This is a genomic window from Bacillus sp. FSL W8-0519 (genome assembly GCF_038005585.1).
GTDB classification, from domain to species: Bacteria; Bacillota; Bacilli; order Bacillales; family Bacillaceae_G; genus Bacillus_A; species Bacillus_A paranthracis.
In genome coordinates this window covers 1,453,946-1,475,283 of record NZ_JBBOTL010000001.1, presented here as the reverse complement: position 1 = coordinate 1,475,283, position 21,338 = coordinate 1,453,946, and the positions used below count along the sequence as shown (strand labels likewise).

24 protein-coding genes, 1 riboswitch and 1 other annotated feature are annotated in these 21,338 nt (G+C 34.6%); of the genes, 9 read left to right on the top strand and 15 right to left on the bottom strand.

Annotated elements, in window-relative coordinates:
* The first annotated feature begins 291 nt into the window (after window positions 1–291).
* From NST14_RS07710 to NST14_RS07700, 3 genes are all read left to right on the top strand, one after another.
* On the top strand, window positions 292–912 hold the full coding sequence (locus NST14_RS07710) for a DUF47 domain-containing protein (RefSeq protein ID WP_000231448.1): 621 nt from the start codon (window positions 292–294) through the stop codon (window positions 910–912).
* 11 nt (window positions 913–923) lie between these two features.
* Window positions 924–1,922, top strand: a complete 999-nt coding sequence (locus tag NST14_RS07705; protein WP_000380271.1) for an inorganic phosphate transporter — start codon at window positions 924–926, stop codon at window positions 1,920–1,922.
* A gap of 117 nt (window positions 1,923–2,039) precedes the next feature.
* Entirely contained in the window at window positions 2,040–2,840 is an 801-nt protein-coding gene (locus NST14_RS07700; RefSeq protein WP_000455758.1) for a sulfite exporter TauE/SafE family protein, read from the top strand.
* A gap of 294 nt (window positions 2,841–3,134) precedes the next feature.
* Here NST14_RS07700 and NST14_RS07695 read toward each other — a convergent pair whose 3' ends face one another.
* Entirely contained in the window at window positions 3,135–3,362 is a 228-nt protein-coding gene (locus NST14_RS07695) for a hypothetical protein (RefSeq protein ID WP_000882907.1), read from the bottom strand.
* Between the two features lie 169 nt (window positions 3,363–3,531).
* Between NST14_RS07695 and NST14_RS07690 the strand changes: the two genes are divergently transcribed.
* Window positions 3,532–4,044, top strand: a complete 513-nt coding sequence (locus NST14_RS07690; protein ID WP_000600590.1) for a Crp/Fnr family transcriptional regulator — start codon at window positions 3,532–3,534, stop codon at window positions 4,042–4,044.
* A gap of 32 nt (window positions 4,045–4,076) precedes the next feature.
* Here the strand turns inward: NST14_RS07690 and hmpA are convergent, their stop codons facing one another.
* The 3 genes from hmpA to NST14_RS07675 all read right to left on the bottom strand — a co-directional run bounded on the left by hmpA (window position 4,077) and on the right by NST14_RS07675 (window position 7,175).
* Window positions 4,077–5,285, bottom strand: a complete 1,209-nt coding sequence (gene hmpA / locus NST14_RS07685) for an NO-inducible flavohemoprotein (RefSeq protein ID WP_000947704.1) — start codon at window positions 5,283–5,285, stop codon at window positions 4,077–4,079.
* A gap of 159 nt (window positions 5,286–5,444) precedes the next feature.
* Entirely contained in the window at window positions 5,445–5,963 is a 519-nt protein-coding gene (locus NST14_RS07680) for a hypothetical protein (RefSeq protein ID WP_000735216.1), read from the bottom strand.
* A 114-nt stretch (window positions 5,964–6,077) separates the two neighbouring features.
* Complete coding sequence (locus NST14_RS07675; protein ID WP_229142936.1) at window positions 6,078–7,175, bottom strand: site-2 protease family protein; 1,098 nt, start codon at window positions 7,173–7,175, stop codon at window positions 6,078–6,080.
* Window positions 7,176–7,326: 151 nt separating this feature from the next.
* On the opposite strand from NST14_RS07675, the gene NST14_RS07670 reads away from it, so the two are divergent.
* A complete protein-coding gene (locus NST14_RS07670) occupies window positions 7,327–7,524 on the top strand; it encodes a hypothetical protein (RefSeq protein WP_001053353.1) in 198 nt (65 codons plus the stop codon).
* 104 nt (window positions 7,525–7,628) lie between these two features.
* Here NST14_RS07670 and NST14_RS07665 read toward each other — a convergent pair whose 3' ends face one another.
* A complete protein-coding gene (locus tag NST14_RS07665) occupies window positions 7,629–8,480 on the bottom strand; it encodes a hypothetical protein (protein WP_142422997.1) in 852 nt (283 codons plus the stop codon).
* Between the two features lie 108 nt (window positions 8,481–8,588).
* Between NST14_RS07665 and NST14_RS07660 the strand changes: the two genes are divergently transcribed.
* Window positions 8,589–9,365 (top strand): class I SAM-dependent methyltransferase, encoded by a 777-nt coding sequence (locus tag NST14_RS07660; RefSeq protein ID WP_001122121.1) that lies wholly within the window; start codon window positions 8,589–8,591, stop codon window positions 9,363–9,365.
* A 39-nt stretch (window positions 9,366–9,404) separates the two neighbouring features.
* On the opposite strand, the gene NST14_RS07655 is transcribed toward NST14_RS07660, so the two are convergent.
* Complete coding sequence (locus NST14_RS07655; RefSeq protein WP_000880630.1) at window positions 9,405–9,614, bottom strand: hypothetical protein; 210 nt, start codon at window positions 9,612–9,614, stop codon at window positions 9,405–9,407.
* A 282-nt stretch (window positions 9,615–9,896) separates the two neighbouring features.
* Window positions 9,897–10,155: a binding site (T-box leader), on the top strand.
* Between the two features lie 56 nt (window positions 10,156–10,211).
* On the opposite strand from NST14_RS07655, the gene brnQ3 reads away from it, so the two are divergent.
* Window positions 10,212–11,567, top strand: a complete 1,356-nt coding sequence (brnQ3, locus tag NST14_RS07650) for a branched-chain amino acid transport system II carrier protein BrnQ3 (RefSeq protein WP_001099164.1) — start codon at window positions 10,212–10,214, stop codon at window positions 11,565–11,567.
* Between the two features lie 23 nt (window positions 11,568–11,590).
* Here the strand turns inward: brnQ3 and NST14_RS07645 are convergent, their stop codons facing one another.
* The 9 genes from NST14_RS07645 to gltP form a co-directional block, all read right to left on the bottom strand.
* Window positions 11,591–11,860 carry a DUF3992 domain-containing protein gene (locus NST14_RS07645; RefSeq protein WP_001997062.1) on the bottom strand — a complete coding sequence of 90 codons (270 nt, stop codon included), beginning with the start codon at window positions 11,858–11,860 and terminating at the stop codon, window positions 11,591–11,593.
* 124 nt (window positions 11,861–11,984) lie between these two features.
* Window positions 11,985–12,617, bottom strand: a complete 633-nt coding sequence (locus NST14_RS07640) for a response regulator (protein WP_000598709.1) — start codon at window positions 12,615–12,617, stop codon at window positions 11,985–11,987.
* Window positions 12,614–13,669, bottom strand: a complete 1,056-nt coding sequence (locus NST14_RS07635) for a sensor histidine kinase (protein ID WP_000744320.1) — start codon at window positions 13,667–13,669, stop codon at window positions 12,614–12,616. Before NST14_RS07635 ends, NST14_RS07640 begins: the two co-directional genes overlap by 4 nt.
* The gene (gene liaF / locus NST14_RS07630) at window positions 13,669–14,409 is read right to left on the bottom strand and encodes a cell wall-active antibiotics response protein LiaF (protein ID WP_000716087.1); all 741 of its coding nucleotides are present in this window, start codon (window positions 14,407–14,409) and stop codon (window positions 13,669–13,671) included. Before liaF ends, NST14_RS07635 begins: the two co-directional genes overlap by 1 nt.
* A gap of 106 nt (window positions 14,410–14,515) precedes the next feature.
* Window positions 14,516–15,178, bottom strand: a complete 663-nt coding sequence (locus tag NST14_RS07625) for a PspA/IM30 family protein (RefSeq protein WP_000814144.1) — start codon at window positions 15,176–15,178, stop codon at window positions 14,516–14,518.
* 45 nt (window positions 15,179–15,223) lie between these two features.
* On the bottom strand, window positions 15,224–15,580 hold the full coding sequence (locus NST14_RS07620) for a lmo0954 family membrane protein (protein WP_000808648.1): 357 nt from the start codon (window positions 15,578–15,580) through the stop codon (window positions 15,224–15,226).
* Window positions 15,581–15,808: 228 nt separating this feature from the next.
* Entirely contained in the window at window positions 15,809–17,125 is a 1,317-nt protein-coding gene (locus tag NST14_RS07615) for a Na+/H+ antiporter NhaC family protein (protein ID WP_229142935.1), read from the bottom strand.
* 94 nt (window positions 17,126–17,219) lie between these two features.
* Window positions 17,220–17,325: riboswitch (SAM riboswitch) on the bottom strand.
* A gap of 120 nt (window positions 17,326–17,445) precedes the next feature.
* Window positions 17,446–17,964: a DUF402 domain-containing protein gene (locus NST14_RS07610; protein ID WP_000824677.1), complete on the bottom strand. Its 519-nt coding sequence runs from the start codon at window positions 17,962–17,964 to the stop codon at window positions 17,446–17,448.
* A 66-nt stretch (window positions 17,965–18,030) separates the two neighbouring features.
* Window positions 18,031–19,302 carry a glutamate/aspartate:proton symporter GltP gene (gene gltP, locus NST14_RS07605; RefSeq protein ID WP_000821149.1) on the bottom strand — a complete coding sequence of 424 codons (1,272 nt, stop codon included), beginning with the start codon at window positions 19,300–19,302 and terminating at the stop codon, window positions 18,031–18,033.
* Window positions 19,303–19,796: 494 nt separating this feature from the next.
* Between gltP and NST14_RS07600 the strand changes: the two genes are divergently transcribed.
* Both NST14_RS07600 and NST14_RS07595 read left to right on the top strand, forming a co-directional pair.
* Window positions 19,797–21,068: a murein hydrolase activator EnvC family protein gene (locus NST14_RS07600; protein ID WP_000726431.1), complete on the top strand. Its 1,272-nt coding sequence runs from the start codon at window positions 19,797–19,799 to the stop codon at window positions 21,066–21,068.
* Between the two features lie 101 nt (window positions 21,069–21,169).
* Window positions 21,170–21,331: a hypothetical protein gene (locus tag NST14_RS07595; RefSeq protein WP_001095993.1), complete on the top strand. Its 162-nt coding sequence runs from the start codon at window positions 21,170–21,172 to the stop codon at window positions 21,329–21,331.
* The last annotated feature ends 7 nt before the right edge of the window (window positions 21,332–21,338 follow it).

Here is a 21,338-nt window from a genome sequence, read left to right as displayed (position 1 = left end):
TTACACTCTTCTTTTCAAAAGGAAGAATATACCTCCTTTTAAATTTATTATAATAACGTAGTCTTTCCTGTAGTGTAAAGCTTTTCTTTCACATTCATACTTTTTGCAAGAAAAGGACATTCTACAAGTAAGATATTCAATATTGATTATTAATATTATTAATACAACAATAAGAGTTATGTTAAGTTTTTGTAAACTTTTCGATAAAATGTTTTAAAAAACGACAGTTTTTTGTTAGAATTGACTAGCCAATATATTTTACATATATTACTTTTGTGGGGGTAACTAATAATGGTCTTTAAATCAAAAAAAGATAAATTTTCTGAAATGTTAATGAATGTTTCCGAAAATTTAAAAGAAGGCGCGCAGTTTTTCGTGGAGTATAAAATTAAAAATGCTAGCGATTTAAAAGAGTTTTCTATGCGCATGAAAGAGTATGAGTCAAAAGGTGACTCATTTATTCACGAAATCATTATGGAGCTAAATAAAGCGTTTATTACTCCTATTGAACGTGAGGACATCCTACAGCTTGCAATGAGTATGGATGATGTATTAGACGGATTAGATCATAGTGCTGGTCTATTCGAAATGTATTCTATTACAGAAGCTGATGAATACATGATTAAATTCGTAGAAGCAATTAATCAATGTGCGATTGAAATTGCAAACTCTGTTGAATTAATGTCTAACAAAAAATTAGTCGACATTCGTACAAATGCGATTAAGATTAAAGATTATGAATCACAATGTGATGATATTCGCCGTCACGCGATTAAGCACTTATTCTCTCGTGAAAAAGATCCAATTAAGATCATTCAATACAAAGAGATTTACGAAGAGCTTGAAGAAGTAGCGGATAGCTGCCAAAGCGTTGCAAACGTATTAGAAACAATTATTATGAAGAACGCGTAAGGAGTTTGATCATGGATACACTCTTGATACTGACCGTTTTAGTAGTCATTTGCGCTTTAGCTTTTGACTTTATTAATGGATTTCACGATACAGCAAACGCTATTGCAACGGCTGTTTCAACGAAAGCTCTAAAGCCTAGACATGCAATTATTATGGCAGCTATTATGAACTTTTTAGGTGCGATGACATTTACAGGTGTAGCAAAAACGATTACGAAAGATATCGTTGATCCGTTCGCTTTACAAAATGGTTCTCTTGTAATTTTAGCCGCTTTACTTGCAGCAATAGCATGGAATTTGATTACTTGGTACTACGGTATTCCAAGTAGTTCTTCGCATGCAATCATTGGCTCCATCGCAGGTGCAGCTATCGCTGCTGCTGGTTTTAGTTCATTAAACTTTAAAGGATTCATAAAAATTATTGAAGCTTTAATCATTTCACCAATTATCGCATTTGTTATTGGTTATATCGTATACAGTATTTTTAAAGTCGTCTTTAAAAACTTTAATTTAACGAAGACGAACAAAAACTTCCGTATATTCCAGATTTTCACTGCTGCATTACAAGCTTATACACATGGTACGAATGATGCGCAAAAAGCAATGGGAATTATTACAATGGCTCTTATGGCGAATAGTTATCATACTTCTAGCGACATCCCGTTCTGGGTACAATTATCTTGTGCCATTGCAATGGGTCTTGGTACTTCTGTCGGCGGATGGAAAATTATTAAAACTGTCGGTGGACAAATTATGAAAATTCGTCCTGTAAATGGTGTAGCTGCTGATTTATCATCATCTCTTGTTATTTTCGGGGCAACATTCATTCACTTACCAGTTAGTACGACGCACGTTATCTCCTCTTCTATTTTAGGGGTTGGTGCTTCTCATCGTGTAAAAGGTGTAAAATGGGGAACTGCAAAACGCATGTTAATTACTTGGGTTATCACACTTCCTATTTCAGCTTCATTAGCTGCTTTATTTTATTCTTTATTACACTTAATCTTTTAATTAAAAGTCGTCTTCCTTATTTTTCTAGGAAGACGACTTTTTTGTGAACAAAGCTTTTTCTCATGAAAAAGCGTGTATAATAATTGGTGGATAAGTTATATAGAGGAGTTGGCAATTTTGGAATACATCATGTTACTTTTCATCGGGCTAATCGCCGGGACAGTCGGGAGCCTAGTCGGACTTGGCGGCGGAATTATTATTGTTCCGTTATTAATCGGATTACATAGCCTGTCACCACAACTTGCAGTAGGAACTTCAATGGTAACAGTCGTTTTTACGGGACTATCTTCCACCCTTACTTATATGAAGCATAAACGAGTAGATTACAAAAGTGGACTTATTTTATTTATCGGGAGTGGCCCTGGTGGTATCATCGGCTCGTGGGCGAATAAATTTTTAAACCAAGATACATTTTCTTTATATTTTGGGATTTTTCTTATTTTTGTCTCCATTCTTCTTATGTTACGAGACAAATTAAAACCCCTTTCTTTATCAAATATGACTGTAATCAAGCGCTCTTTTACAGATAACGAAGGAAACACTGTACACTATCAATTCCCACCGCTTCTCGCTATCTTTATCGCCTTTATAGTTGGTTTTATATCTGGATTATTTGGAATTGGTGGCGGTGCTTTACTTGTTCCAGCAATGATGCTACTTTTTGCATTCCCAGCACATATTGCTGTAGCAACTTCGATGTTTATCGTATTTCTATCAGCAATTGTAAGTTCTGCAACTCACATCTCCCTTGGAAATGTCAGCTGGATTTACGCATTAATTCTTATTCCTGGTGCATGGATTGGTGGAAAAATCGGGGCATATATTAATACAAAATTAAGCGGTAACGCCGTAATTAATTTATTGCGTATCACATTAATTATTCTTGGGACTAGATTAATCATTACTTCTTTTTTATAACGCGTTCTTTTTAGAATGCGTTTTTTCTTATACACATGAATATAAAAATCCTCCTAAGAGAACAAATAAAATTAGACAAACACATAATAACATGTAATTGGAAATATGTACTTTCTTCACGTTGACCACTCCTATGACTGCGACTGTTATCTTTATGATAGCGAAAAAATAATTCAGTTGCAGTTACAAAGTGCTAACAATGCAAAATCATTTATTACAAATTTTATCCTTATATTTCATTTCTTTGTATATTCTATCGGTTTAATAAAAAAAGATGTCATATTGACATCTTTTTTAATGAAGAAGTGACCATCCCATAAAATCTTCATGTACTTGGCACGCCCTCTTATCGTTTCGATCATATAATTCAGCATAACTATCTGTTTCTTCATCATAAGCCATCGTATAAATAATTTGGCCGTCTACTTCAACGGATAACACGACTCCACCTTTCATCTCTTCTACATGAATGATGGCATTCGCTGGAATTCTCATATCCGTCATTTTTATCGCATCTAACAATATACTAAACCCCCTACAGCGTATTCATTGCTAGTACTATTACACACTAAATAGTATACTACTGTAATAGCATATATTTCGTCAATGAAATTGCTGTTGTAAAGTATATTATCTTTATACATATACGCTAAAATAAAAGAAATAGAGATGTTTAAATGGGGGGCTAACATTGATTTTACACAAAGGAGATGTACTATTCCGTCAAGGTGAGGACGGTCCTTTATATTTTATAAAAACAGGTTTATTAAAAGTAGTAAGGTTAGAAGAAAATGGAACACCATTTCTATTCAATATTATCGTTCCAGGAGAAACGATACCTCACCATTCTTTAATTTCACCGAAGGAATATCACGGTACAGCAATCGCTTTAATGAAAACAGAAGTTGAACCTATAATGAGTAATGAATGGTATGATCAACTTCAAGCGGATCCTGCATCATATGCAAATATCGCTATGCAATTACAGTCAAAATTAAGAATGATGCAGCAACGTATCGACCAATTGACGACCGTCTCTCCGAAAGAACGCCTTCATCGCTTACAAGAATGGTTCACACTATATTTAGGTGACATTCCTATATATGAAATATTAACGCAAACTGAAATTGGTCAACTGATCGGTATACGCCGTGAAACAGTAAATCGACTATTACGAGAACAAATAAAAAACGAGGTAAAATAACACCTCGTTTTTTTTGCTTCTTAAAGCTCAATTTATTGTAAACTTGCTGCTGGACCGAAAAATTCATAATGAATATGTTCTTGTTTCACACCTAAATCAGTTAGTACAGCATTTATATGTTTCATAAATGGTATTGGACCACAGAAATAAAACTCTGCTTCAGTTGTCGGAATAATAGTTTGTAACCATTCTCTTTCAACAAAACCTTCTTTATCAAAGTTCTTCATTTCTAAATCTTTTTCAGTTGGTGCAGAATAACAAGTATATGCTTTAACTTGTTCATATTCATTATCTACTGCCTCAACGTGTTCTTTCATTGCATGTGTATTACTATTTATCGCTGCATGAACAAAACATACATTACGTTTTGAATCTTGTTCAATTAACGTATTTAGCATACTCATCATTGGTGTAATACCTACTCCACCACTAATTAAGACAACTGGTAAAGTTGAATCCATATTTAATACGAAATCTCCTGCTGGTGCACTTACTGGTAACATATCGCCTTCTTTTACATGATCATGTAAGTAATTAGATACTTTACCATCCGGCGTATCTATACCTTTTTCTTTCTTTACACTAATACGATAATATTCTTTTCCAGGAGCATCTGATAAGCTATATTGACGATTATGTGTATATGTTTCACCTTCGATATTTATTTGAACCGTTACATATTGTCCTGGGATGAATGAAGAAACTTTCCCTCCATCTTCAGGTTTTAAATAAAATGACGTAATAACATCGCTTTCCTTCACTTTTTTAACAACTACAAAGTTACGGAAATCTTTCCATCCACCTTCTTTATGTGCCGCTTCTTCATACATCTCTGCTTCAATGCTAATGAATGCATCAGCAATGACACCATACGCTTCTCCCCATGCGTTTAATACTTCATCAGGTGCACCTGCGACCTCTTTAATTGCACGTAATAAACATGTACCTACAATCGGATAATGCTCTGCTTTAATACCTAAACTTCTATGCTTATGACCAATTTGTTTTACAACTGGAATAATAGCTTCTAAATTATCAATGTACGTTGCAGCTGCATAAACAGCATTCGCTAACGCTTGTTGTTGTCTTCCCTTTTTCTGATTTGTATGGTTGAAAATATTCAATAACTCCGGATGTTCCGAAAATAAAATTTCATAAAATCTCGTTGTAATTTCAACGCCTTTTTCCTGTAATAATGGTACTGTTGACTTTACGATTTCAATTGTTTTTTCACTTAACATTGTATCCCACTCCTCTATTTCCTTAACTGTTTTTAGTTTAACTGAATTGTATAATACAGATTGTGATTTTAATCACTATTAACACGGTGTTTTTGTGAAAAATATATGAACATTGAACTTACAAAATAAAATAAGCCAACTAGAATGCTAGCTCGCTTATTATTTAGACTGTATCGCTTGTTCAATTACCCTTATATCTTTCCCATCTCCAACTTCTGTATACCCCCAGATGTTCGTTTCACCCCTATATTTATTTACAATAATGTCTAAATCATGGTATACGCGATGTGCATACACTACATACTCAATATTTTGGAGCTCCACACCTTTTTTTACAATTTCATAGCTTCTATTTACATCACGTTTTATTTTTTCATTCTTTATGTCTGTATGTATATTTTTTAACGATGATTCTTGTTGTTGAAACCATTGTTTAAATTGGTTCCAGTCCCCTTCTGTATAATTCTCTGCTTTACCATAATTTAAGAAATTATTATAACTTTCATGTGTCATACGAATAAAATCTAGTACTTTTGTCTCTTCTTGCACATCTTCTATTTCAGCTGTTGTACTTACCTCAGCGGGCTTATTCGCATAATGTAATAATACTTTCATAAGACTATAGCTCGCAATGATCATTACGATAATAATCACGAATACATTTAACAATTTCTTCATATACAGAACTCCTTCTCTACTAAAGATATTACAATGTATGACTATACTTGTAACATTCTCTCGTAGAAATATAATTCCTGTATAAATTCTTCCTATCATTTCGACAATATTCTTTTATACATTTCTCGTTGGCAAATGTTCTTGTAAAACAATATATCCTTCATAAGCTGCGTAGCCAAGTATAGCCATTAATCCGATATAACAAGCAAATACCGTCCATTTCGTTTTTGTATCCACTTTATAGTAGTTTTCCTGTTGTCTCTTTTCCGCATCCCATTCCTCTAATTTTCTTTCTGACATTTCAAATGCTTCTCTTATATGAATGGTATGTGTTTCTTTTTCATCTTCATACGGGACGTAATCCAGTGGCTCAAACTTCGGTAACAAATACTCTAACACTTCAATCTTTTGAAATTCTCCTGTTTTTAATTCTTTCTCTCTTTCTTTTTGCCTTAATACATTTATTTCATGTTGCATCATATATATATTTCGATGCACAGCACCAGTTTCTTTTAACTCCTCTTCAAGCCTTGCAACATATTCTTTCATTCCATCAATTTTATATCCTAATTCCTTAATTGGCTCATCTCTTTTTATTACTCTATACAATTCCATACAGCCGATAATAACAATAAATCCTCCCAAAATACTTTTAAAATAAATTGAATACCCAAATAATAAAACAAGCCCCGCTCCCCAAATTTTCGTACTTACAACTGAAATAATCCGTCCCCCGTCTAACGGAGAAACCGGAATTAAATTAAAGAAATTAATCATACTTCCGAGTAAAATAATGAGCGCCCAAAACGGCTCTTTCGTTATCATATAAAGTGGAATAGCCGGTAAAAATGAAAATAATCCGAAAAGAGGTCCCATATAGGCAATATATGCTTCATCTTTTGCATTTTTAGGCATCTCTTTCATCCCAATAAGAGCGCCCATAAATGGAATAAATATTGCTGGCGATGTTGGTATACCTTTCCTTTTCGCAGCCCATAAATGGCCCATTTCATGAATAAACAACAAATAAATGAGCGCTACCCCAAATTTCCAACCATATATAACCGCGTACGCACCAAGTGATAGAAACATACTAAATACCGTTGAAAACTTTGCTAATTTAAAAATTGCAAATACCCACTTTAACTTAGAAAGTAAAAATAGCCCTATTGCAACAAGAATTCCCCATAATCCTTTTTTATTATTTTTCATATTCCTCTCCTTTATCTTTCATTAATGAATCATATACATTCATCAAAGCTTGTTCTTTTCTCTATTATGACATATTTTTTTCTATTGTTAGAAATAATGTTTATATAATCCATTTTTAGCCAAAAATATAAATAAAAGGAGGTGCACACAATTGAATTTACAATCTCTCATAATAGGCGCTCTATCGTTTTTAGCTTCAACTCTTATTTTTTATACTGTTAGTTACGTATTATTATTAGATTTGTTGCCCAATCACGTATTTATTGCCCTTATCATCCTTTCCGCTCTTATGATTTCTTTCCTTATTACACGAAAATCAATGAATGAGCCATCTGCAAAAGCAAAGTAATAGAGAGGGGCGTCCCCTCTCTATTATCATTTCCTAGGAAAGTACATATAAAATTGACAAATTTTTATTCACCCCAATCCGTAAAAACTAAATAAAGATTCACTTTACCTTTGTAAATTCATTTTTTCACCATACTCTTTAACAATTTGAATAATATTTTGAAAAACACCTATTTTTTCTTGTTTACTATTTAATATTTTTAAATCATAATTTTCATAATATGTTTCTAATGACTTTAATTGTGATTCTGAAGCACCTTGTACCAGAACAGTAGCATGCAATTCATACTGTTTATATCCTTCCTTTACCTTTTCTCCTAAGATTTTTTCACTCTCTTTTGCTCCAATTAATTTTTGAACTTTTTCTGGAAAAATAACCTGCAAATAGTATTTTTGTTCCTTCTCTAACTTGTTGTATAGTGATTGTGAAATCGTATACCGTACTGTATAATTCACTTTTTGATCGCCCGCTTTAATATGAAACGCGGTAATCTGCAAATCTTTTTTCGTTACTTCCGTTAAAGGACCTACTTGTATCTCATCTTCTTTTTGTTCTGATACATTTGGAAATATAGCCAAAAGCTTTTCTGTATCTTTTTTATTCAGCATATACATAGCTTTCTTATGTTGTATCCATCCTCGTCTATCCTCTCCTCTTAGCCATGCATAATATGTTTCCTTTTTCCCATCTCTACTAATTTGTATTTCATATTCAGGTTCACCGAAGCTACCTGTTATTTCTTGTTTTTCAGCTTTATCTATAATGTCTATTACTACATTAGCTTCAGATTCCTGTAACTTTTTCTCTTTATCTTTTTTTTGTATAACGGTTACCTCTATTGTTTCTTTCACTTCATTCACCGTCTCTTCCACTTTTTTTGTTTCTTTTTTTTGCTCAACTTGACTACAAGATGCTAGTAACATAGCAAATAACAACAATACATATTTCCTTTTCAACTGAATCCTCCTTTTACAATAAGAAATTCTTATAATCTTCATATAAAAAACAAAAACGTGACACACTATAAAATACGCTATACTAAGCATTGAAAGGAGGTCTTTTTCATGCCCATTAATTTTCACGATGCAAATAATAAATACACATACGCACAGCGAAACGCCCATATTTCTTGGAGAGAAATGATAAAAAATATTACAGACATACAAAACAAACGAATAATTGATATCGGCTGTGGTGGCGGGATTTATACGAAAGAACTTGCTCTTATGGGAGCAAAAAGTGTTGTTGGGCTTGATTTTTCAAAAGAAATATTACAAGCTGCAAAAGAAAACTGTAATGGATTTTCAAATATTTCATTCATTCACGGTGATGCACATAGTACTCCATATCCTAACGATACATTCGACATTGTTATTTCGCGTGCGGTTATTCATCATTTGCAAGACATTCCTACATTTCTACGTGAAGCTTCTCGTATATTAAAGAAAAACGGTGTACTTATTGTACAAGACCGAACCATTGAAGATTGTACAATTCCTGGAAGCCCTGAACACATTCGTGGATATTTTTTCTCTATATTTCCGAAACTTATCGAAATAGAATCAAAAAGACGACCAAAAACCACCACGATACAACAAGAATTACAAAAATATTTTCTTCACGTGTTCCCCACTCAAACACAATGGGAAGTACGAAAAATACATGAGTCTGTCGAAGCATTATTGCAAGATTTATCCCCCCGAACAGGTCGATCCATTCTATACGAATTAACAGATTATGAACTTTCTCAACTTCTACAACAAGTACAGACTGCCTTACAAAACGTCTCTCCTATTATCGAAAGGGATAGGTGGACCATTTGGAGCGCCATGAAGTTGTAAGGAAGGAAGCCTCACAAAATAATGTGAGGCTTCCTTCTTTCATAATCTAATTTTGCAACACTCTTGATACCCTCCACTTCTGGCCTGTGCACTTCCACACTTCGGACATACTAAATATCTAGACTGATTTGTCAACAAACTACCTTTTTGAAAGAGTAAAACTTCTGCTTGTTTAAACGAACGCGAATAATATAACCACATAAAACCAATTATAGCAATAATGCCAAATAATACTCCCATCGCAAGCATTCCAGTCACCTCTTTTGGTTTGTTCTTTCCAGCAAGTGGATTGTTGTATTATTCTCTGTAAATTCAAATAATCCCTTCTTTACTCCTATAAATATCAACTTTCTCCGCAAACTTTACAATTCTCTACAACTTTTTACTCCCATTTTACAATCCAATTTACATCCCCCTTTACCTCAAAAAAAGAATATTACCTCAAATAATTCCGCATATAAATATATCTTTTTCAAAAAAATATTGACTTTCAAAAAAAAACATGTAACAATACTGTCAGAATACTTGAATAAAAATTCATTGACGAGAACGAGTACGTTATAGGACTGTCCCCCAGAGAGTTGGCGATTTGCTGAAAGCCAACGTTCAGTGCATAACCGAAAATCATCTCCGAGAAGTAGAACCGAATGTTATAGTAAGTTCTTACCGGCTGTCCCCCGTTACAAGGAACACGTATCATGTTGTACGTTGTAAAGCCGTATACATATAGACTCATTTCTACATGTATAAATTAGGGTGGTATCGCGGGTAAATATAACTCGTCCCTTTCTTTAGGGACGAGTTTTTTGTGTTCTTACAAATGAATGTAAAAAAGGAGGAAAAACAATGAACACTGTATCAAAAAAACATATTTTTTTCACGGGTCTTATGCTATTTTCTTTATTTTTTGGGGCAGGTAATTTAATTTTCCCTCCCATGCTTGGACAAAATGCAGGTGAAAACTTTTGGCCGGCAATGATTGGATTTTTATTAACAGGAGTCGGTTTACCACTACTAACTGTTATCGCAATTTCTCTATCAGGAAATGGTATGCAACAACTTGCAAGTCATGTTCACCCATTATTCGGAATATTCTTTACGGTAGTTGTATACATTGCCATTGGTCCTTCTATGGGTATTCCACGCGTTGCAAATGTCGCTTATGAAATGGGTGTAAGTTCTTTCTTACCAGAAACAATCCGTTCTAGCAGCCTAGTGCTATTTGTATATACAATCATATTCTTTGCTATCGTATATTGGCTGAGCTTGAATCCATCTAAACTTGTAGATCGCATTGGAAATATATTAACACCTATTTTATTACTCTCTATTTTCTTATTGTTTGTTAAAAGTGTATTTACACCACTCGGGCAATCAGGACCAGCGATGCAAGAGTATCAAACTTCCCCGATCTTCAAAGGATTTATGGAAGGATACTTAACGATGGATACCATTTCAGCACTTGCATTTGGAATTATCGTTGTAAATGCTATTCGCTCTAAAGGTGTGAATGATCGTAAATCCATTGCCATCGCAACAGCAAAAGCAGGACTTATTGCCGCTACTGGTCTCGTACTTGTATATGGTGCGCTTGGCTGGCTCGGTACAACTAGCGTCTCGCTCGGATATGCAAAAAATGGCGGACAGTTACTTACTGTTATCGTACAACAATTATTCGGTCCATACGGCTTACTTCTACTAGCTCTAATCGTTACACTCGCTTGCTTAACGACATGTGTTGGACTCGTATCTGCATGTAGTCAATATTTCTCAACATTATTGACTAAATTTTCATACAAAACATTCGCAAGTATCATTTGTGCTTTAGGGTTACTAGTTGCTAACTTAGGTTTAACAAAAATCATTGCCATCTCTGTTCCAATTCTACTCGTTGTATATCCAATTGCAATCGTACTTGTTCTACTATCGTTACTTCATAAATATTTTGGTGGATATCGTTCTGTTTATGTAGGTGCTTTAATTGGAGCAGCTATAGTGAGCGTATTTGATGGATTAAAACAAGGAGGTATTTCAGTTTCATTTATCACATCATATTTTGAATTTATCCCTTTATATAATGAAGGCATAGGCTGGCTAGTACCTGCATTAGCTGGAGCTCTTATTGGCCTTGCAATCGCTAAGCTAAGTGGCGCGAAAAAAGTTCCCTTACTAACCGAATCTTGTGAAGTAAAAGCATCCTAAAAAAACTCCCAAAAGGGAGTTTTTTACTTTTGATAAGCAGTATGATTAAAACTGCTTATTTTATACGCTTTCGTATAATAGTCGATATTTGTATCCACTGTTTCTACTTTGACAACATCGTAGCACTCTTCTTGCTTTATTAAAAATAAATAGTACTCTTCTGTCGCCTCAACAATTGCAATTTTATCTGTTTCAACATTATATTGTTCACAAAGCGCTTGTAATGCGTTCACATAATCCCCTAATTTTTTTGATTTATCCATGCCAAATATCGTTTGAACTAGCATATACATTCTCCCCTTTGTATGTACTGTTAACAACTAAATGATAACGCTTACATTTATTAGCGTCAATAAAAAGATTTTGTACAAACTAATAACCAGTGGGGACCACCCCACTGGTTAAAATTTCACTTTCTCATTTCGTCAATTGATGTCGAAACGCATAAATAACTGCCTGTGTGCGGTCACTTACATTTAGCTTATTTAATATATTGCTCACATGTGTCTTTACTGTTTTGAGGGCAATAAACAACTCGTCTGCAATCTCTTGATTACTTTTCCCCTCTGCAATTAATAACAAAATTTCAGACTCTCTTTCTGTTAACTCCTCATGCAAAGGTTGTTCTTTCTTCTGACGCATACGAGACATCATTTTACCAGTAACTTTCGGCTCTAATACCGTTTCTCCATCATAAGTAGCTCGTACAGCGTCTGCTATATCACTCGCTCTTGATGTTTTTAATAAATAACTTGTCGCTCCGGCCTCAATAACAGGATACAATTTCTCATCATCTAAAAAGCTCGTTACAACTACAATTTTTGCTTCTGGCCATTCTTGAATAATAGCACGTGTTGCTTCAACACCATCCATCTCATCCATGACAAGGTCCATCAAAATAATATCCGGCCTTAATTGCAAAGCTAACTCTGAACCTTTTCTTCCATTTTCAGCTTCTCCAACTACTTCAATATCTGGCTGCGTTGATAAATATGCTGATACACCCATTCGAACCATTTCATGATCATCCACTAGTAATACTTTAATCATGATTCTCCCCCTCTCTCAATCATAATCGGTACTTTTACTTCTATTTGTGTACCTTTATTTGGAAAACTAAGTACCTTTAATGTCCCACCAATTTCATGAACACGCTCTTGTATTGACCTTAATCCGTAAGAACCAGCCTTATTCACTCCTACTTTAAAACCTACACCATCATCAATAATTTTCAATATTGCATATTGATCAATTTTTCGAAGACGCACTTCTGTTTTCTTTGCCTTCGCATGACGTAAAGTGTTAGATAGCGCCTCTTGTACAATGCGGAATAAGTGATCTTCTACACCTTTTTTTAATTGAATCGGTTCAATTAACCATTCAATTTTCATATGTTGCTTTCTAGATAGTTCTGTTAATAATTCTTCTATACCTTCTGTTAGTTTCTTACCTTCTAACTGTACTGGGCGTAAATGAAGAAGCAATGCTCTCATCTCTGATTGTGCATTTACAACCATATTTTCAACAAGTTGCAACTGCTTTTTCGTCGTTTCTGGAAATTCAGCTACTTGTTCATTAATAGCCGACATCATCATCGACATTGCAAAAAGCTGCTGACTTACAGAATCATGCAGCTCCCTCGCCAATCGATGCCTTTCTTGGGAAATCGCTTCTTGTCTCATCTCTTCATTCCAATGAGCTCGTTCATTCGTTACTTTTTGAAAGAGTCCAGCTTGCTCCTCTAATCGACGAGCCAGACCGATTACTTTTCGTTCCACTTCATGAAATTCATCATCTGCAGTAAACGAAACATCGCTTGGAAAATTCCCTCGCTCCACTTCAAATAGAAACGTATTTAACCCTTGTATACGCTGCTCTATATAGTAACCGATTGCATATCCTACAATTCCCCCGATAAGTAAACTTGTAGTCATAATAAACAAGCCAATTGGAACAGAAGCGATGGATTCCTTCCATAATAAATCATATACTTGTTGCTCACTTTTCCATACATATACAATTGTACAAATGAGTGCGATACTAACTGAGGACAACATAGAATAACGAATATACATCCACGAAATATTTTTTTGTTTCTTCATTATACTTTCCTCACTTCCGTATCGCCTACGACAAGCGAAGAAATAATTTTAATACGACGAGGAGCCTCTTTATACTGCTCTGTTCTAAATGTAACATTGCGGTTAAACCCTGTCTCCTCATGACCTGGCAAGAGCACACGTCCGACAATAACAGAATGATTTAAAGACAGTTCAATATCATATGGCACATATAAACGAATATTACCAACGACACCCCGAATAACAATTACCGTTTCTCCTTCTGGAATCATGGCAGTTGTTAAATCTATTTCCACATCACAAGCACCATATTGAACATTTATATCCTCAAGTTCATAAATATGATCCATCATTCGTACATTGCCTACAAACATATTTTTCAAATATGGTTCTGTACGATATATTTGCTTCTCTTCGTCTATAATCCCTTTTTCTTTAATTTCAACCTTCATTGCCTTTTGCTTATGTCCTTGTTGAATCAATTGATAACCAATTAAAGCTAAACAAGCAAATACGACAAGAACAAATGCTGCTGATGAAAATAAGAAGAATAAAAATACGATACCACCAATAAATAAAAATACATTTCCCCGTACATAACGATTCTTTTTACGATAATGTCTTCCAAACATAAGCATAATAAATGCAAAAATGAGACCACCTGGTTCAAAATGTCCAAGTATCATATCAAGAAAAAGACCGAATCCAAATATGATGAGGAGCATCCCCATTAATTGTGTCTTTGAAAAATGTTTCTTCATTTCAGCTCCCCCCTTCTTGTCACATATACATAGAAGAAAAGGCATTGCTTTCCAACACCTTTTCTCCTATCACTATATCATAAGCCTGTTTTATAATATACTACTATTATTTTGTTAACTCTTTCGTTAACGATACATCATTCTTTTCTTTCATTTCACGCTCAAGCTTTGCAATCTTCATATCAAATGTATCACGTTCATGCTCCTCGTTCATACGAGTTTCTAAGTCGCGAATATGATCTTCAATTTCTTCAAAGCGTAAGAATGGATTATTTTCATCCATTTTATGCATCGCAGTATTCATACGACGATTTGCATGTGCCATATTTTCACGTGCCATTAATTCCATACGTTTTGCGTGCATTTCTTTTAATTTATTTTTCATTTCAGAAAGACGACGCTCTAACTCATCAATTTGTTCTACAACACCTGTATACATTTCTTCTAATCGAGTTACTTGCCCTTCATAATAAGCTACTTCTTCTAATGCACGCTCATGTAGTTGTAATTCGCCTGCTTCTTGAGCGATAATCGCTTGCTTAGATCTTTTATTCACGAAATAACGTGCTTGCTCAAGCTCACGGGCAAAGTTAGATTTTAATGTTTTATGACGCTGAATTAACTTCTCAATTTTTGTTATTTCACGCTCACTATCACGTAAATATTGGTTTAACATAGCAATTGGATTTTTTCTTTCTTTCTCATCTAACACATTATGAAAATCTGCTAAAATTGCATCGCGTACACGTCCGAATAAAGATTGTTTCATTATAATCTTCCTCTCTTCTACTTTATAAATTTGATTGATTTTATATTAGTTTTTCATTAACTTGTTCCACTCATCTTCAAAGTTGCTATATGGTTTAGAACTTTCTGGAGCAGAATCAACAACTACATCTTTTTCTTTTTTCCACTCACGGTATCCGTAGTATAAAACTACTAATGCTGCAATACCAATTAATGCTGGGGAATGAGAAAGGGCGATGGACAAGCCGATCAAACCAACAATACCCCAAGCTAACTTTCCAAAAAATGATTGTGCTCGCACAAATGATTTATAGCTCCAGTACACAACTCCTGCTCCGATTGCGAATCCTACAATACCAGCAAGACTACCAAGAGCAATTAAAGCTAAAATACCAGCCGCGATAAACGCTAGAAATTGTTTCATCTTGTGCTTGCCTCCCTTCGATTTGATACTCTTATCTTAACTATTTTTTCTTTTTTCCATAACGAGCTTAAGAACCGTTTTTAACTCAGACTTAAGACCGAGTTGCATTCAGCCTTTTGTAAAAACATACGGTAGCATGGGATCATTCACTCTTTTCCCGCACATAAAAAGCCGTACAGAGAACATTCTCTGTACGGCTTTCGTTACTTTTCATACACTTCATTTTCATTATGCTGTTTTATGATACTCTTTCTTTTCCGCTACTTTAGAAAACCTCGGGAAACCAATTAATATAGAAATGATTCCACATACTCCAACTAAGATTGGATAAAACGCATATGGTAACAGTTCAATTGGAGATAACGCCGCAAATCCTGCTGCTGTTAACATTTGCGCACCATACGGAATTAACCCTTGCACACAGCACGAGAAAAGATCTAATACACTCGCTGATTTACGAGGATCAATTTCATATTGATCTGCAATGTTTTTCGCAAGCGGACCTGTAAATATAATAGAAATTGTATTATTCGCTGTACACATATTCGTCATACCTACTAAACCAGCTATACCGAACTCTGCTCCTTTTTTTGAACGAATGTTACGCGTTAAAATATTCATTAAATATTGAATGCCACCATTATATTGAATCAATTCGACCATACCGCCAATTAAAATAGCGAGTAATACTAACTCCATCATACCGCCCATTCCAGTCGTTACACTTTTAAAGAAACTCTCTAACGTATAACTTCCATCTAAAAGACCGATAACCCCAGATAGTACAGTTCCACCAGTTAACACGATAAGTACATTCCAACCAAGTAGCGCTGTAATAAGTACTCCTGCATACGGTAAAATCTTTATCCAGTCAAAGCTATGCGTTTTAATCTGCGTATCACTTCCTAAAGTAATGATTACTAATAGTACGATTGTAATAATAGCCGCTGGTAATACAATTAAAAAGTTCGTTTTAAACTTATCTTTCATTTCTGTTCCTTGTGAACGTACAGCTGCGATTGTTGTATCTGAAATAAATGATAAATTATCACCAAACATCGCTCCGCCAACAACAGTAGCCATCGTAAGTGCAATTGAGATATCAGTTTGCCCACTAATACCTACAGCAATTGGTGCTAATGCAGCAATTGTTCCCATTGAAGTTCCCATCGCTAATGAAATAAATGCTCCTATAACGAAAATGCCAGCTACGATAAATCCTTGTGGTAAAATTGATAGCGCTAAGTTAACTGTAGAATCAACGCCACCCATCCCTTTTGCTGTTTCAGAAAATGCTCCTGCCAGTACAAAAATTAGAACCATAATCATAATGTCTGGGTTCCCTGCACCTTTAGCAAATCGTTCCACTTTTACATGAAAACTTTCTTTACGATTCATTGCTAAAGCGACTCCTACAGCAATTGCAATTGCTACAAGTATCGGCAATTTATAGAAATCACCTGTAATAATTCCAGAACCAATAAATAGCGCCAAAAATATCCCAAGTGGTAATAATGCCAAACCATTTCCTCTCGTTTCTTTCAAAGTACCATCTCTCCCTAGTTTCAACCTTTTTCTAATGAATAACAAAAGACCTCTTCCAACGAGAAGAGGTCTTATACATCTATAAGAAACGCTCTTCTCATCTTTCAAGCATATGCTTGCTGGATTTGGCACAGCACTCTGAAATCGAGTCCGCTGCCGAGGCATCGTAGGGCCAGTCCCTCCGCCTCTCTTTATAAGAAGGTTTCATATTTATTTTTTAATAATAATTTCTTCCCTAACTTTACTCGCTTACAAAACAAAAGTCAATTATTTTTTGTATAGATTTTTTTGGTAATTATACAAAAATTTGAATACAATAATCATTTTAACTTTTTGATTTCTTCTTCCAATATTGAAATCCAATAAAATTCATTATTTTTTATTGCAGCTATAATCCACTTTGTAGTGTACCAAGCTAACTCATACTCTTCTTTTGTAACATCGCCACTTTTATAAGCATCCTCTAACTCATCTTCATCCAATACATAGATTTTACCATTCGGTAATAATACTACATCTAAATATAAATCATCAAAATACGGTAAACCACGCTCGTCTATTTCATAGTCTTTCGCCACATCGATATAATATTGCACTAATTCCTTTTGATCATCTAACATAGCGGTAATCGCAAAGTTTTTCTCGTCTATGAAATATTGAATCCACGTATACTGATTACCAGCAATACAAAGTTCCTTACCATCATATTCTTTACAACTAGGTTCTCTCACCTTTTTTATTTCCAGTATTCCTAGCATTCCTTCTTCTATTTGCTTAACCGTATAATCCTTCTCTAGTAGTCGCTTCCACGAAGAACCGTCACCATATTTACGTTTCATTACGTCTGCTCCCCTTCTATATAGAAAAGCCCCCACATATTATGTGAGAGCTTGTTCAAATTATAATTAAGCTGCTTGCTTATTAGAAATTTCTTTCAAGTAGGCTTGTCCTTTTTCAGCGTCATATTGACCTTCCCATTTAGACATAACTACAGCTGCTAAAGAGTTACCTACAACGTTAACTGCTGTACGAGCCATATCTAGAATACGGTCAATACCTGCAATAAACGCTAAACCTTCAGGTGGAATACCTACTGTACCAAGTGTCGCTAATAATACAACGAACGATACGCCTGGTACACCTGCGATACCTTTTGATGTAACCATTAATACAAGCAATAATGTAATTTGTTGTGTAATGGATAAATCAATACCATACATTTGCGCTAAGAAAATAGCCGCAATTGCTTGATATAAAGTTGATCCATCTAAGTTAAATGAATAACCTGTCGGAATAACGAAAGATGTAATTGCTTTCGGACAACCGAACTTCTCCATCTTCTCCATGATTTTCGGTAAAACTGTTTCTGAACTCGCTGTAGAATATGCTAAGATCAGCTCGTCTTTTAAAATCTTAAAGAATTGGAAAATGTTAATTCCAAATATTTTCGCTGTAAGTCCTAAGACAACTACAACGAAGAAAATCATTGCCCCGTATACTACAATTAATAATTTCCCTAATGGAATTAACGAAGCAAGACCAAATGTAGAAACTGTAACTCCAATTAGTGCAAACACACCAAATGGTGCAAATTTCATAACTTGATTTGTTACGTAAAACATCGCATCAGCTACACCTTGGAAAAATTGAAGAACCGGTCTTCCTCTTTCACCAATTGCTGCTACACCTAAACCAAATAATACAGAGAAGAAGATAATAGCAAGCATATCTCCGTCAGCTAATGACTTTACAATGTTTGTTGGAACAATATTTACAAATGTATCTGCAAACGAATGACTTTGTACTTGCTCTGTCGTATGTGTATATTTCGAAATATCTGTCTTTGTTAACTGCTCCATATTTACGCCTTTTCCTGGTTGGAAAATATTCGCAATTAATAGACCGACAATAATTGCAATTGTTGTAATAATTTCAAAGTAAATAATTGTTTTTCCGCCTAGTCGACCTAATTTTTTAACATCGCCAACACCAGCAACCCCAACAACAATACTTGCTACAACAATCGGTACTACAATCATTTTAATTAGTCGGATGAAAATATCACCAATTGGTTGTAAGTAACTCACCACTGCTGGATTGCCAAAGAAAATCGCACCAACCGCAATACCAAGCACAAGTCCTATTAATATTTGCCATGCAAGTCCTATTCTTTTCATATTTGTTGTAACCCCCTCTTCGATGTGTCACTCTACCTCTCATTCTATATCTATAAAACTTGAAATTAAGAGTATTACATATTATTCGACAATTCACTACATTTTGTCCCTGTTAAAAATCATAAATCAAAATTTAAAATCTGACAACAAAATAAGTTTGCCCGAACGCAAATAATTTTCTTGACAAAAATAAAACCCATGTCAGAAAACCTAACATGAGAACGATTCCTTACTAGTATTTTATTGAGTTTCCAAATTAAATTTCACTACATAAAATAGACCTATTTATTCCTTTATTTAACAAAACATAATCCAGAACACACCTTTGTTACACAAATTAAGAAAGAGAATCACCATTACAATTATCGTAAAAAAATGATAAATTCCGACAAAACTTAGTAATTTTATAAAATTTTCTTTACATTATGGTTACAACGATAGACACTCTTCTTCTTATGATATATAACATTCATAGGGAAAGGAGCCAGACAACCATGAAAAAGAAATTTGTAGCGTTCAGCGTTTTAGCAGCAGGAACGATTTTTGCTTCCCCGTTACTTTCACCCGCATACGCTGAAACGAATCAAGATAAATTATCTAATATTCAATCTGAATTAGAAGGAAAACAAAATGACTTACAAAATAAATCAGCCGAGAAAGAACAAATAGAAAAAGAAATTCAAGAATTACAAAAGAAAATCGACGATTTAACTACTTCTATTAATAAAAACGAAGCTGAATTAAACGATACAAAAAAAGAAATTAGTAAGACACAACAAGTAATTACTGAAAAAAAGAAACATATAGAGCAATTACAAACAAACATAGATACGCGTCAGGAAGTTATTAAGCAACGACTGCAATCTATGCAAGAAAAACCTCGCACAAATATCATTACGGAAGTATTAACAAATTCTGCAAACATTGCTGATCTTGTTGATAATATGTACTCTGTCAGTTTAATTTTAAATAATGATACTGATATTGTGAAAAAACAAACAAATGACCAAGATGCTGTGACGAAAGAAAAAGAGGCTGTTGAGAAAAAAGAGCAACAACTGAAAGAATCCGAGCAAAAATTAGAACAAAAACAACAAGAATTACAAAACAACCAACAACAGCAACAAACTCTTATTAGCGATCTACATACGAAAGTAGCAAAAGTAGATTCAGAGATTGAAGGATTAGAAGAATCTAAAGGCATTTTAGAAAATCAGCGTCAAGCTGTTCAAAAGGCAATTGAAGAAGAAAAACGCGCAGAAGAAGCTCGTAAAGCTGAGGAAGCTCGCAAGGCGGAAGAAGCTCGTAAACAAGCTGCTACATCTGCTCAAACAGCTCAAGCGGCCCCAACACCACACGATACAAACATCGGAGGATTTATTAAACCAGCAGCTGGATCAAAAACTTCTGGTTTTGGCGTACGCTCTATAGATAACCATAAAGGAATCGATATCGCTGCTTCAGGAACTGTTCCAATTATTGCCGCTGCAGATGGCGTTGTTATTCGCTCAGAATTATCATCTAGTTACGGAAATGTTGTGTACTTATCTCACCGTATTAACGGAAAAACATATACAACAGTATATGCTCATATGAGTAGCCGTTCTGTATCAAATGGACAAACTGTAAAACAAGGAACTCAACTTGGATTTATGGGGAATACTGGCCAATCATACGGACAACATTTACACTTCGAACTTCATCTGGGAGAATGGAATGTCGGCAAGACAAACGCAGTTGATCCATCTCCTTATATAGGATTATAAAAAAACTCGGTGCATACCGAGTTCTTTTATTTCCACTTCACACACTATAGGCATTCTACATAGACTATAACTAAATGCCTATAGTTTACGGGGTGAATTATATGAATACACAATTACAGCAAGAAATACAAGAAGCTAGAGAGACTTTTATTGGCCGGATATTTACATTTGGTGGCTCAGTTTTATTTTTAATCGGATCATTCCTCGCAGTCATCACAGCCTACAAAGCATATAATCGCTTACTAAATACACCTACAACATAATAAAAAG

What these genes read in the sequence shown, in the direction of transcription:
- NST14_RS07655 (WP_000880630.1), bottom strand. Translation starts at nt 9,614, where the DNA reads ATGCTTGCGATGGGAGTATTATTTGGCATTATTGCTATAATTGGTTTT.
- NST14_RS07610 (WP_000824677.1), bottom strand. Translation starts at nt 17,964, where the DNA reads ATGAAACGTAAATATGGTGACGGTTCTTCGTGGAAGCGACTACTAGAG.
- NST14_RS07600 (WP_000726431.1), top strand. Translation starts at nt 19,797, where the DNA reads ATGAAAAAGAAATTTGTAGCGTTCAGCGTTTTAGCAGCAGGAACGATT.
- NST14_RS07620 (WP_000808648.1), bottom strand. Translation starts at nt 15,580, where the DNA reads ATGAAACAATTTCTAGCGTTTATCGCGGCTGGTATTTTAGCTTTAATT.
- NST14_RS07645 (WP_001997062.1), bottom strand. Translation starts at nt 11,860, where the DNA reads ATGTATATGCTAGTTCAAACGATATTTGGCATGGATAAATCAAAAAAA.
- NST14_RS07640 (WP_000598709.1), bottom strand. Translation starts at nt 12,617, where the DNA reads ATGATTAAAGTATTACTAGTGGATGATCATGAAATGGTTCGAATGGGT.
- liaF (WP_000716087.1), bottom strand. Translation starts at nt 14,409, where the DNA reads ATGAAGAAACATTTTTCAAAGACACAATTAATGGGGATGCTCCTCATC.
- NST14_RS07680 (WP_000735216.1), bottom strand. Translation starts at nt 5,963, where the DNA reads ATGAAGAAATTGTTAAATGTATTCGTGATTATTATCGTAATGATCATT.
- NST14_RS07635 (WP_000744320.1), bottom strand. Translation starts at nt 13,669, where the DNA reads ATGAAGAAACAAAAAAATATTTCGTGGATGTATATTCGTTATTCTATG.
- NST14_RS07710 (WP_000231448.1), top strand. Translation starts at nt 292, where the DNA reads ATGGTCTTTAAATCAAAAAAAGATAAATTTTCTGAAATGTTAATGAAT.
- NST14_RS07705 (WP_000380271.1), top strand. Translation starts at nt 924, where the DNA reads ATGGATACACTCTTGATACTGACCGTTTTAGTAGTCATTTGCGCTTTA.
- brnQ3 (WP_001099164.1), top strand. Translation starts at nt 10,212, where the DNA reads ATGAACACTGTATCAAAAAAACATATTTTTTTCACGGGTCTTATGCTA.
- hmpA (WP_000947704.1), bottom strand. Translation starts at nt 5,285, where the DNA reads ATGTTAAGTGAAAAAACAATTGAAATCGTAAAGTCAACAGTACCATTA.
- NST14_RS07595 (WP_001095993.1), top strand. Translation starts at nt 21,170, where the DNA reads ATGAATACACAATTACAGCAAGAAATACAAGAAGCTAGAGAGACTTTT.
- NST14_RS07625 (WP_000814144.1), bottom strand. Translation starts at nt 15,178, where the DNA reads ATGAAACAATCTTTATTCGGACGTGTACGCGATGCAATTTTAGCAGAT.
- gltP (WP_000821149.1), bottom strand. Translation starts at nt 19,302, where the DNA reads ATGAAAAGAATAGGACTTGCATGGCAAATATTAATAGGACTTGTGCTT.
- NST14_RS07660 (WP_001122121.1), top strand. Translation starts at nt 8,589, where the DNA reads ATGCCCATTAATTTTCACGATGCAAATAATAAATACACATACGCACAG.
- NST14_RS07675 (WP_229142936.1), bottom strand. Translation starts at nt 7,175, where the DNA reads ATGAAAAATAATAAAAAAGGATTATGGGGAATTCTTGTTGCAATAGGG.